13 protein-coding genes are annotated in these 10958 nt (G+C 59.0%); all 13 read left to right on the top strand.

Annotation, left to right across the window (positions count from 1 at the left end):
* Positions 1-660: 660 nt before the first annotated feature.
* The 13 genes from pilL2 (at position 661) to B145_RS0113985 (ending at position 10918) form a co-directional block, all read left to right on the top strand.
* Positions 661-1092 (top strand): PFGI-1 class ICE element type IV pilus protein PilL2, encoded by a 432-nt coding sequence (gene pilL2, locus B145_RS25685; RefSeq protein ID WP_018608222.1) that lies wholly within the window; start codon positions 661-663, stop codon positions 1090-1092.
* Complete coding sequence (locus B145_RS0114040; RefSeq protein ID WP_026259141.1) at positions 1092-2078, top strand: hypothetical protein; 987 nt, start codon at positions 1092-1094, stop codon at positions 2076-2078. Before pilL2 ends, B145_RS0114040 begins: the two co-directional genes overlap by 1 nt.
* Positions 2078-2545 (top strand): hypothetical protein, encoded by a 468-nt coding sequence (locus tag B145_RS25680; RefSeq protein WP_018608221.1) that lies wholly within the window; start codon positions 2078-2080, stop codon positions 2543-2545. Before B145_RS0114040 ends, B145_RS25680 begins: the two co-directional genes overlap by 1 nt.
* Complete coding sequence (locus B145_RS25675) at positions 2545-3141, top strand: lysozyme family protein (RefSeq protein WP_018608220.1); 597 nt, start codon at positions 2545-2547, stop codon at positions 3139-3141. Before B145_RS25680 ends, B145_RS25675 begins: the two co-directional genes overlap by 1 nt.
* Positions 3138-5318 (top strand): type IV conjugative transfer system coupling protein TraD, encoded by a 2181-nt coding sequence (traD, locus tag B145_RS0114025; protein WP_018608219.1) that lies wholly within the window; start codon positions 3138-3140, stop codon positions 5316-5318. Before B145_RS25675 ends, traD begins: the two co-directional genes overlap by 4 nt.
* Positions 5315-6070 (top strand): TIGR03747 family integrating conjugative element membrane protein, encoded by a 756-nt coding sequence (locus B145_RS0114020; RefSeq protein ID WP_018608217.1) that lies wholly within the window; start codon positions 5315-5317, stop codon positions 6068-6070. Before traD ends, B145_RS0114020 begins: the two co-directional genes overlap by 4 nt.
* A gap of 11 nt (positions 6071-6081) precedes the next feature.
* Positions 6082-6390 (top strand): integrative conjugative element protein, RAQPRD family, encoded by a 309-nt coding sequence (locus tag B145_RS0114015; protein WP_018608215.1) that lies wholly within the window; start codon positions 6082-6084, stop codon positions 6388-6390.
* Between the two features lie 62 nt (positions 6391-6452).
* Complete coding sequence (locus tag B145_RS0114010; RefSeq protein WP_018608213.1) at positions 6453-6713, top strand: DUF3262 family protein; 261 nt, start codon at positions 6453-6455, stop codon at positions 6711-6713.
* A gap of 22 nt (positions 6714-6735) precedes the next feature.
* A complete protein-coding gene (locus B145_RS0114005; RefSeq protein WP_018608211.1) occupies positions 6736-7119 on the top strand; it encodes a TIGR03745 family integrating conjugative element membrane protein in 384 nt (127 codons plus the stop codon).
* Positions 7120-7125: 6 nt separating this feature from the next.
* Complete coding sequence (locus B145_RS0114000; protein WP_033407290.1) at positions 7126-7488, top strand: DUF3487 family protein; 363 nt, start codon at positions 7126-7128, stop codon at positions 7486-7488.
* A gap of 33 nt (positions 7489-7521) precedes the next feature.
* A complete protein-coding gene (locus B145_RS0113995) occupies positions 7522-8247 on the top strand; it encodes a PFL_4703 family integrating conjugative element protein (protein ID WP_033407289.1) in 726 nt (241 codons plus the stop codon).
* The gene (locus tag B145_RS25670; RefSeq protein WP_018608206.1) at positions 8244-9278 is read left to right on the top strand and encodes a TIGR03749 family integrating conjugative element protein; all 1035 of its coding nucleotides are present in this window, start codon (positions 8244-8246) and stop codon (positions 9276-9278) included. Before B145_RS0113995 ends, B145_RS25670 begins: the two co-directional genes overlap by 4 nt.
* A 5-nt stretch (positions 9279-9283) precedes the next feature.
* The gene (locus B145_RS0113985) at positions 9284-10918 is read left to right on the top strand and encodes a TIGR03752 family integrating conjugative element protein (protein ID WP_018608204.1); all 1635 of its coding nucleotides are present in this window, start codon (positions 9284-9286) and stop codon (positions 10916-10918) included.
* Positions 10919-10958 lie beyond the last annotated feature (40 nt).

The raw sequence follows: 10958 nt of genomic DNA, 5'->3' as shown, positions 1-10958 counted from the left end.
GAGTCAGCACAGAAATGAGCTTGCATGTACTTGCCTATAATATCAAACGCTTGATAGCGATTCTTGGTATCGAAGGTGTAATACAGGCTGTTAGGGGCTAAGGCCTTTTAATCAACTTACGCCTCGATATTCGGGCTTTAGCGTCTTGGAGTGAGCCATCAAACGGGATTCAAAGCCGGAATTCTTTGCGACCCGAAAGCGCTCTATCACCTGTCAAACGAGCAAGTATCGACCACCTTCGACAGCCTAAGCGGAAAATTTGTGTTTTTACACAATCTGGGTCGAAAACCGCCCTTTTCGGGGCAGGCTGCCCACTGGCGGCGTCGGCCCAAGTATCGGCATGCGCCTTTGACCAGCTTCAAAGCAATCAGACATCAACCCACCAACGAGGTTGGTTCCGCATTTAGCCAAGAGCAATAACGTTTTGAGTCGGAATGTCCAACCAGAACGACACAAACTCAAAACCCTTCATCATACATCCACTGGTTACTAAGTTCCAGCCGAAACCCATTTTATTTTACAAGGGGTTTCGGCTGGCTGCATTTTGACGTCCTCGCTATCGTATGCCTCGTGATTGGTACGGCCCGGAATGGCTCTACCTCCTTGGCTCCATGCCTCTCGTCCAATTGGCATGGAGCATTTCTTATTCGAGGCATTGGCATGAATATGCGAACGATATGTGTGGGCGTGCTCATTGCCCTCAGTGCTCTGAGGGCCGCCGCCGAACCCTTACGCGTGGGGCGCTACACGCAGGTCACGGGCAGTGACCCCGCCGACATGGATCCGCTGGCGGTCACCGCACAGGTTCATTTCCCACGCGAGGTGGTCTCCACCGTAGGGGACGCGCTGACCTATCTGCTCCAGCGTACCGGGTATTCGCTCCTCACCGCTGACGCGGACGCGGAACATCTCCTGGCGCTTCCCCTCCCAGAATCCCAACGCATTGTCGGGCCACGCAAAGTCGAGTACCTGGTGCGTACCCTGGTCGGGGATGCTTTCGGCTTATGCATCAATGCCCGGGCACGCGAGGTCAGTGTAGCCGCCATCGGCGGGGGCGCTGCGTGTCTATCCAAGCAGTTGCGAGGTGAGTGATGACCCAGTCCGCACAAACCCCGCAGACGCCCAACGCAACGGGCCCAGCCGCCTCCTCGGCGGCGATGTTCCCGCCCAACCCCAAGCGCCGCCTCACCAAGAAGTCACTCATCATGATTCTGCTGGCCCTGGCGGGCCTGTCTGTCGGCGTGATCGCGGGCGGGTATTGGCTGAGCGCAGGCAAGGCTTTGCGCCCCTCCCCCACCGACACCACCCAGTTACCCGCTGCCGATGATGTCGCGCTCTTGGCGCCCATAGACCAAAGTGCCCCCAGCACCGCCCCCATGGATCCGGCACCTGCATCGCCGGTCACGCCTGATGGCAGTGCATCAAACCCGGTCTCAGCACCCAGCCCTGTTGAGTCACCGGTCGTGGCGTCCTCACCCAATGCGGCTGCAGCACCAGTGAGCACAGCAAGCGCACCCAGCACGGCCACACCCCACTCCACATCTTCTTCTGCACCGACCACTCAAGCGCCGATCTCACCCGCAAAGCCGGTGACTGCCCAGACGATTGACAACTCATCTGCAGAGCTTGAAACACGGCTGAGTCGCCTGGAGCAAGACATGCATGACCTGAAGGCTATCGTGGTGGCCTTGCAGCAAAGCAATCCCGTCAAGGTTGCAGCGCCTCGTACTCATCATACCGAGGCGCTACCGGCTGATTCTGATGCTGTTGCCACACCCGCACCCGCACCGAAGCGTCACGTTCCCCGCGTGCGCAAGCCTGCCAAAGTGGCAACACCCCCCGTTCAACTACCCCCTCCTCCACCGCCTGCCCCGGAAGAACGCATCCTGTCAATTGACACCTGGGGTGGCAGACCTTCCATTGCGATCAAGGGCAGTGACGGCAAGCTGCGCTTCGTGACCGAGGGGGATGCGACCACCAAGGGACGCATCGGTGCAGCCCACGCCGCCACGGGGGCGATCACGATTGTGCGCCCCGACGGGTCGCGTGACACCCTGCAGACGCGGGAGCCTCGCTGATGCGCGCCTTCCACTTTGCCGTAGCGGCCATCGCTTTGAGTTTGGGCGCTCAGACCTTTGCAGCAGACACGACCACCGTGCGTGTGGGGAGCACCCAAGCCGCAGCACCGGGTGCGACAGCCACCACCGAGAGCAACCGCCAACTGGCCCAACTCACTTCGGAAGCCCGCCTGTGGGGCTTGTCGGTCGATGAGATCGTGCGTGCACACGACCTCATGCGGTTTCGTGCCTCCTTCACCAATACGAATCTCTCGCCGGTCGAAGTGCTGGGGATACATGCCCGCAATGATGCTGAACGCAAGAAATATGCGGATCTTTTCGCCCGCATTCTGCATGACGATACGGTACGCGTGCTCGCATTCCAGCAAGCGCATGCTGCGGCCATGCAGCGGCTCTACCCGAATGAACCCGTGCTCGATCTGCCCCGCAAAAAGATCCCGAGAAGCTTTTTCGGGGGAGGACAGTAATGCAACGGCGCGAGTGTCTCAAGGCCTTGGCGGGTGGAGTGGCTGGCATACTGGGATTGGCAGGGCTTGGATTGCCAGGTGAAGCGCTGGCAGCCCGTCTGCCTCAAGCCGCCTACCGACGTACCTCGGTGCCTCGCGCCTATGTGCAGGCCGCCGCCCAAGCGGGTGTGCCAGGCAGATTGCTCTATGCCATCGCACTGCACGAATCCGCCCTGGCCTTCGGCCCCAACATGGTCGCCCCCTGGCCCTGGACACTTCGCATGCAGGGCCGTCCCTGGCGGTTCAACACCTATGAAGAGGCCGTCAGGCAACTTACGGTCGCAGTGGATCAGTTGGGGCTCAACTATGTCTATTGTGGCCCCATGCAAGTCAGTTGGCGCGTGCATCAGGCCCGCCTCGGCACCCCCGCTCAAGCAATCAATGCTTATCACAACCTGGCAGTCGGTGCCTCCATTCTGCGCGCCAATTATGAGCTCGCCAAAGGCGATTGGTTCCGTGCAACGGCCATGTACTACACCCGCGATTTCTCGCTCAGCCTGCCTTATGCCCGCAACGTCTATGACTTGCTTCCTAACCTGGTGGAGGAGCTGGCATGAGCAGCCTGGAAGCGCTTCTGCGCCCGCCCGTGGAACTCTATAGTGCCGCCACCACCGCCTGCGCAGGCACGATTGCGCTGACCATGCCCTGGGCATTGCAATGTCCCACCCCGGTTGGACTCGGGATTGCTACAGCCGCGTTCGGTTTTGCCTACTGGCGTGGCAAGCAAGGCTACGAGGTGTTGCGCTACACGATGGGGCTGAAGAAATACAAGATCACGTCCATCGCCCCCCACAAGATCCCGAACTCCAGAGAACGCCTCTATCTGGGGGATGGTTTTCTGTGGACGCAGAAGCACACGCAGCGCTTGATGGATGCGAGAAGTGCTGCAGGACAAAAATTCCTGGAAGGCGGCAAGCTCTCGACTCTGACGGGCAAAGCCTTGCGTGCCATGCTCAAGCGCTTGCGCCGCGCTGCCATTGCGACAGCACTGGTCAATGCATTGGTGGTCCCACGCTGGTGGAATCCCCTGTCTGAAACACCCGACTTAGGCGGCTCGACCCTGCTCCATGGTGTCGAGCCCAAGGAAATTGCAGTCAGCCTCAACCAAAAACTGCGCTCGGGCCACATGCTGGTCATTGGCACCACGCGAGTCGGTAAAACTCGCTTAATGGAGTTGCTCGTCACCCAGGACATCCGGGATGGCAAGGTCGTGATCGTGCTGGACCCCAAGGGCGACCGCGATCTGATGCTGCGCGTGTATGCCGAAGCGGCCCGTGCAGGACGCTTGGATCAGTTCTACCTGTTCCATCTGGGTTTCCCGGAGATCTCCGCGCGCTACAACGGTATCGGCAACTTTGCGCGCGTCACCGAAATCGCCAACCGCACGACCAATGCGCTCCCGGCGTCCGGCAACTCAGCCGCGTTCAAGGAATTCAGTTGGCGCTTCGTGAACTTGGTGGCCCAGGCCCAGGTGGCACTCGGCATGGTGCCCACTTACCAGAGCATCCTCTCCGACATCACCAATATCGAGCCGCTCTTCGTGCGCTACGCACGCCATGCCCTGTCCGAATGTGGTGCCCCCAACTGGAAGTTTGAAGTCGACAAGGCGATTGCCGAACTGGAATCTAAGAAGCAGCCCTCCTTTACTGTCGAGAAATCCCTGCAGAGCCGCGAGCCCGAAGTCATTGCCCTGATTCACGTGGCCAGCACCCTCAAGGTGCCGGGGGCGAAACTCAACGGCGTACAAAACCCTGTGCTGCAAGGCATGTGCACGGCGGTGCGCTATGACCGCACCTTCTTCGAGAAGATCATTGCGTCTCTTGGCCCGTTCTTGGAGAAGTTGATCACGGGCGATGTAGGCAAGATGATCAGCCCGGATTACTTCGATCCGACCGATCAACGCCCGGTATTCGACTGGATGCAGGTCATCCGCCAAGGCGGCATTGTCTATGTCGGCCTGGATGCCCTGTCCGACCCGGTGGTGTCCTCTGCGGTCGGCAACAGCATGCTGGCCGACCTCGTGTCGGTGGGCGGCAAGATCTACAAAACCGGTATTGACCCACACAACCCCAATGGGGACATTGTCATGGCGGACGTGGCACTCCACGCCGATGAGGTCAATGAACTCATGGGGCCGGAATTCATCCCGATGGTCAACAAGCTCGGTGGGTCCGGATTCAAGATCCACGCCTATACGCAGACGATTCCCGATATTGAAGCCAGGCTCGGAGACTCCGCGAAGGCGCAGCAGGTGCTGGGTAACTTCAACCACGTTGTCATGCTGCGCGTGAAACTCCCGGAAACAGCAGAGTTTTTCTGCAAGCAGTTGCCCAAGGCAGAAGTCACAACCCTCATGGCAGTCAGTGGTGTGTCCGATACGGCAGGAGACGAAGAAGGCACGCACTTCAAATCCAACAACCAGGATCGGGTCAACACCCAGCAGGTCGAGATGCTCACCGTGGCGGACGTCATGGAGCTCCCCCAGGGGCAGGCCTTTGCGCTCTTGGAAGGCAACCGGCTCTACAAGATCCGCATGCCGCTCCCGGACTCAGCCGCCAACGATCCTTTCGTACCCGCGTCCTTGCGTGAGATTGGCGAGAAGATGCGCCAGCGCTACGAGTTTGGCGCCTCTGAAAATTGGGCCGAATCGGCCAACGCCGATTGGGGCGACGTGGTGTTGAGCCAGCCCATCGGGGTTGAAGGTGACAACAATGCAGTGGGGCAAGCCGCATGAGCCAGGACTCCGCCCGCCCACAAGCCCCGCGTCGTAAAGGCCCACGCGGGCCGCTGGAAATGATCGTGAATGCGGTGTGTTCCTTTGTGGGGTGCATCGTGGTGGCCGTCGTGCTGGGCACCCTTCTGGAAGTCGCCGGGGCCTACTCCTTTTGGAAAGCTGAAAGTCTTGCGGGGCCAGGGCACGCTTTCAATCACCTCTCAAGCGATTTTAAGTATGTGCAGGTCTTTCCTCGCTCGATCCTGGTGCCCGATACCCAGGCGTTTACATCACGTCTCTTGAGCGTTGCCCGCTGGCCGTATGACAAATGCGGCATCACGAAGATGGTTGTCAAGGCCCGAGCACTGCGAGCCGGAGAGGTGAGCCCTAATCCTCGCTCGCCGAGCTTGCTGCTGATGATGAGCCAACATATTGCTCAGGCACTCGAAATCCTGGTCTATGTCACGCAGGACGTGGCGGTGCGCTTGGCCATGGCGCTTTTCGCACTCCCCGTCCTGGTGCTGGCAATCTTGATCGGTGTAGTCGATGGCCTGGTGCAGCGTGATGTGCGCAAGTGGAGTGGCGGGCGTGAGTCTTCCTTCATTTACCACCATGCCAAGCATTACGCCAAGTGGTTCATGACAGCCGGGTTTTCTATTTATCTCGGTTGGCCGCTCTCCGGGTTCAACCCGACCTACCTCCTTTTGGCTTTTGCCGCTTTGACTGCTTTTGCCCTGGCCATTACCTGCGCCAGTTTCAAAAAGTACCTTTGAGGATCACGCCCATGAAATCTTTGCTTCGCTCCACCCTGCTGATCGCGCTCCTGGCTTCCAGCGCCAGTGCCTTTGCGCAAGCGACTGACTCCATGGATGCCGAGCGTGAAGCGCTCTCGCGGATTCAGTACGAGTTGCAGCAACTGCAAACCCAGGTGCGGGACGCTGCGCGCAATGCACCGACCGGCACCCGTGTGCAGTTTCGCTACGACTGGCTCGCCAGTGACCTGGAACTCATCAATCGCTCGATCCAGGATCACCTGGACGCGCCACGCCAGCCTCGCGCGATTCCACCGCTCAAGGGCGACTATAGGAACTGAGCAGGAACTGAATCGCAACTGAGCAGAAACAGAGCCGCTAGGGATATTTGACACATCACACCATGAATTCCACACAGGTCAATGCTTTCAAAAATGCTGCCGGTGGCCCCAACGGTGGCTACGAGCCGAGTGACATCAGCGTCGTCATCGTGGGCATGGTGGCAACAATCGTCCTGCTCTGGGCAGGGGATTCGATCCGTCGCCTAGGGGCTGACGCGCAACAGGCCAACCCCGACGAAGGGCCCAAAGCATTCAAACGTGCCATGTTCTACGCCGTTCGCGTGCTCGTGCTGGTGGCCCTTGTAATTTACCTCATACATTGAATTGGCATAAACGGAGAAGACGATGATTCGAAAACTATTCGCCCATGGGCACAAAGTCATTCAGCGCGGGCACGCGAGATGGATGCTTGCCCTTTTCTTGCTCGTGATCCGCATGGACAAGGCGCTCGCGGGTATGCCCACCGCTCCCAAGGTGGATGGCTCCATTGAAGATGGCGACTTTATTGGCTATCTCAAAGCCTATTGGAAAAACGCGGTTGCGATACTGGTTTTGTGCCTGTGCTCGTATGCACTTATTGAGGTCGGCTCTGCCGCACTGCAGTCCTACCATGATTACCGCAAGGGGAAAGCGGAGCTTTCGAACTTGATCATGCAGCTTGTCGTCGGGTTCGTGATCCTGATGATCATGGTGTATCTCTTCACCCAAGCCACTGGCGTGTTTTCGTGAGCATTGATGATGAGCGAAGACACACTCACTGAAGCGCCGTGCATTGATCGCATCAATGTCGAGCCCGCCATCTTGTTTGGTTTGTCCTCCAGTGAATCGCTCTGGGTCATTGCTGGCGCCATGTTGTTGTGCCTGCCCCTGGCAGCGGTGGTGATGGCGTTCAGCATGGTGGGGACGGTCGTGGCCGGGTTTGGGCTGCCGATGCTGATCGTATATTTTTCTGCGCGCCACATGGCGGGTGTCAAACGCAATCGCCCGGATATGTACTACCTGCACCTGATGCGTGCTTGGCTCGCCCGCATGCATATGCGTCGCACGCGTTTTATCACCACGGATGGCGATTGGGATCTTGGACGGACACTGCCCTGATCAATTTGAGAAGCAAATCTGGAAAGCATATCCATGTCTAGGTATTTGAACGCAATCGCAGAAGCAACCAATACGATTCGAGTCCAGCGTTGGACCATCGGCGTGCTGGGTGCTGTGGCACTCATGAGCCTGATTGGGTGGCGCACACGTGACACGAATCTGACCGCGCATATCCCACCCGACCTCACCAATGGCGCCACCTTGAAGATCGGGGGCAAACCCGATGTGCCGCCCCCGAATGTCTATACGTTTGGCTTCTATGTCTGGCAGCAGATCAACAACTGGCAACGCGATGGCAACAAGGACTACGGCCAGCAGATTTTTGATTACCAGTGGTACATCACCCCGGCCTGTCGCCAGCAACTGGAAGCGGATATGCGCAACAAATCCGATGCAGCGGAATTGATCGGGCGCACCCGCACCATCATGGAGATCGCCGGTCAGGGCTTTACGCCCAATCGCGTGATCACCCAGGGGGGAGACACCTGGACAGTCATTGCCGACGTGATGCTCAACGAAACCATCAAGGGGATGGCGGTCAAGACGACCTATATCCGCTATCCGCTGCGCGTGGTGCGCTACGACGTGAACATGGACAAGAACCCTTGGGGGCTGGCAATTGATTGCTTTGGCAATCGTCGCCCTGAGCGCCTGGATGTGGCCAACATCAAGGTGCCATCCAACAATGCCCCTGCCGTGTTGCCCCAACCCGCAGGCACTGCAGGGGCGGGTACGCAAGGTGCGAGGAGCACGCAATGAACGCCCGTCCCATTACATTCGGGGTCGTCGCCCTGCTCTTTGCCAGCACCTGCCCCGCGCAAAGTTTCGAGCCGCTGGACGACAGTGCCGCAGGGAATGCGACGACAACAGCGCCCACGGTAGCACCACCTGCTCCAGCCCCAGGCCAAACGGCCACGCCTGTGACACCACCATCCACAAGTGGCGCCACTAAAGCGCCGCGTCCGCCTGTTGCAAGCAATGTGCAACAACCAGGCCAGACACCAGGTAAAGCGATGGCTTCAGCAGGCAACAAAAAGCCTGCAACGCAACTGCCCCTGGATCTCGAACCCAATGGCAAAACTGAGCGCGTGCTCTTTGATCGCCGTCCGATCCGGGTGGCGGTGGCCACCGGGCGTGAGCGCATCGTGCACCTGCCCTGGGTGGCGGCCATCGAAATCCCATCCAGTGCCGACCCGCATCTGCAAATCCAGGTCATCGACAAGCAGGCCTTTATTCGCAGTGACGTGGCGACTCAAGTGCGTGTCGTGGCCCAGGGCATGGAAGGCGAAGGGTTTATTCCGCTGGACATCACGGTACGCGAGGGTGCCAATGTGCCCGATGAACTGGATGTGTTTGTGAAGGCTGAGCCCACCTCAACCACACTAGGCAAAGCGCAATCTGACGACGATGATGCAGAGAGCATTGAGGCGCCAGATATGGTGCAGATGAGCCGCTATTGTCTGCAACAGGTCTATGCCCCGCAACGTCTGATCAAACCGCTGCCGGGCGTGCGTCAGGTTGAAATCAAGTCTGCTCCCGTGGCTGGCCTCTACCGGGGCGGTGCTGTCATGAGCACTCCGATTGGCGCCTGGCGCAGCACGGATCAATACGTGACCGCGGTACGACTGACCAATCGCTTGGCACAGCCCCTGGACCTCGATATGGAAGCTTTGCGTGGGCATTGGCTGGCTGCCACCCCGCAGCACTGGCGGCTCCTTCCCAATGGCTCGGATGCGGACACCACCGTGGTGTGCCTCATCTCTGCCCAGGCCTTTGACGCTTCGAGGTAATCCCCATGCCCCCTCTGAAATCTAACAAACTCATCCAGGTGATCTTCGCGCTTGTCGTCGGCATTGTCGTGATCATCTTTTGGCGTATCTCCCGAGACGGCAATGCGGTATCGGCCGGCTCGGCCATGAGTGCAGTGCCTTCCACTGCGAAGCCAGATGCGGACAAGAACAATTGGGTCGGCAATGCCAATCGTGACTCCAAGGCGAATGCGGACGCAGACACGCCGAACGAGACGCTCAAGACCCTGACCGCGCAGGTCAATTCCATGCGGGGCGACATGCAACGCATTACAGATGAAAACAACCAACTGCGCGATCAGGTCAAAAACGGCACCCCCTACTCCAATGGGCCGGTGACGCCCTCCTCCAAAGGCAAGGGCGAACCGGAGCCTTTGAGTGCCACCCCGCCTGAGGCGGCTACCACGGGCCCGGATGCGGCAAACCCTGGCAATGCACAAGGTGGCAATCGTGGCTTGTTGGGTGGCAAAGGGATCACGGATTTTCTGCCGGATTTTAGTGGGCGGAATGGCAAAAACGGTGCAGGTAGCCTGAACCCCGCCACCTTGTCTCCCGCTACAGGGGGCGATGGCACCCCGCCCCAAGCAGCCGCACCCCAATCCAGGACGGTCATCCCGATGGGATACAGCGTTGGTAAAGGCGCTGATGGCCGTGAGGGTCTGGTGAGAACCGCGCCGAGCGGCATGCCCGTCGCAGGCCAGAAACCGCAGAGCTACGCCCAGGCGGCCAATGAATCCAATACGGCCTTGGCAGGCGGCAATGCCGCGATAATCGATCCAGCCACGGGACAGGCGCAAGGAGGTTCTGGCGCTCCTGCAACAGGTGCCAACGGCAAGAAGGACAAGCCTTTCTGGACGATTCCCGAGAATGCCACCCTGATTGGCGCCACGGCGATGACTGCCATTGTCGGGCGCGTGCCCGTTGATGGCCACGTGCAAGACCCCATGCAATTCAAATTATTGCTGGGGCCTACAAACCTTGCGGCCAACGGCCACTTTTTGCCACCAGATCTCGCCGGCATCGTGCTCTCCGGGATTGCCATTGGCGATATGACCTTGTCGTGTTCGGAAGGGGTGATCCAATCGCTCACCTTCGTCTTCAATGACGGCTCCATTCGCACGGTATCCATGGGCAATGCGGGAGGTGCCGGTGCTGGCCAGCAGGCCGGGAACGGTATTTCCAACATGGCTAAGCTTGGGTTTCTATCAGATCGCTATGGCAACCCTTGCATCACGGGCAAATTCGTCACCAATGCGCCAGCCTTCTTGACCGATGTGGTGGGTCTCAAAGCTTTGTCCTTGGCCGGTAAAGCCGCCTCCTCCTCGCAGACCACGACCAGCAGCAATGCGCTGGGGACTTCGAGCTCGACAGTCAGTGGTGCCAAGGGCACCTACATCCTGGGCGAAACCGTCTCGGGTGCGACCGACTCGGTCAGCGACTGGCTTACACGGCGCATGGGTTCCAGCTTTGATGCGGTGGTCACCCCCGCAGGTGCGGAGGTGGTGATTCACATCAACCGGGAAATTGCCATCGACAAGGCTGGCAACGCCCGAAAAATCGATTACGGCCGCCTGGATTCGGTCGCCTCATCACGCAAGGGAGCCCGTCATGGTCTCGATTAAACCCTCTGTGAAATCAGCTTGTTTTATTGCAGTAACTTTG

It is taken from the genome of Uliginosibacterium gangwonense DSM 18521 (assembly GCF_000373965.1).
Taxonomy (GTDB): domain Bacteria; phylum Pseudomonadota; class Gammaproteobacteria; order Burkholderiales; family Rhodocyclaceae; genus Uliginosibacterium; species Uliginosibacterium gangwonense.
Note: the sequence above shows the minus strand (reverse complement) of the source record. Positions and strands in the feature narration are given on the sequence as shown.

What these genes read in the sequence shown, in the direction of transcription:
- B145_RS0114010 (WP_018608213.1), top strand. Translation starts at nt 6,453, where the DNA reads ATGAATTCCACACAGGTCAATGCTTTCAAAAATGCTGCCGGTGGCCCC.
- B145_RS0113985 (WP_018608204.1), top strand. Translation starts at nt 9,284, where the DNA reads ATGCCCCCTCTGAAATCTAACAAACTCATCCAGGTGATCTTCGCGCTT.
- B145_RS25670 (WP_018608206.1), top strand. Translation starts at nt 8,244, where the DNA reads ATGAACGCCCGTCCCATTACATTCGGGGTCGTCGCCCTGCTCTTTGCC.
- pilL2 (WP_018608222.1), top strand. Translation starts at nt 661, where the DNA reads ATGAATATGCGAACGATATGTGTGGGCGTGCTCATTGCCCTCAGTGCT.
- B145_RS25680 (WP_018608221.1), top strand. Translation starts at nt 2,078, where the DNA reads ATGCGCGCCTTCCACTTTGCCGTAGCGGCCATCGCTTTGAGTTTGGGC.
- B145_RS25675 (WP_018608220.1), top strand. Translation starts at nt 2,545, where the DNA reads ATGCAACGGCGCGAGTGTCTCAAGGCCTTGGCGGGTGGAGTGGCTGGC.
- B145_RS0113995 (WP_033407289.1), top strand. Translation starts at nt 7,522, where the DNA reads ATGTCTAGGTATTTGAACGCAATCGCAGAAGCAACCAATACGATTCGA.
- B145_RS0114040 (WP_026259141.1), top strand. Translation starts at nt 1,092, where the DNA reads ATGACCCAGTCCGCACAAACCCCGCAGACGCCCAACGCAACGGGCCCA.
- B145_RS0114005 (WP_018608211.1), top strand. Translation starts at nt 6,736, where the DNA reads ATGATTCGAAAACTATTCGCCCATGGGCACAAAGTCATTCAGCGCGGG.
- B145_RS0114015 (WP_018608215.1), top strand. Translation starts at nt 6,082, where the DNA reads ATGAAATCTTTGCTTCGCTCCACCCTGCTGATCGCGCTCCTGGCTTCC.
- B145_RS0114000 (WP_033407290.1), top strand. Translation starts at nt 7,126, where the DNA reads ATGATGAGCGAAGACACACTCACTGAAGCGCCGTGCATTGATCGCATC.
- B145_RS0114020 (WP_018608217.1), top strand. Translation starts at nt 5,315, where the DNA reads ATGAGCCAGGACTCCGCCCGCCCACAAGCCCCGCGTCGTAAAGGCCCA.
- traD (WP_018608219.1), top strand. Translation starts at nt 3,138, where the DNA reads ATGAGCAGCCTGGAAGCGCTTCTGCGCCCGCCCGTGGAACTCTATAGT.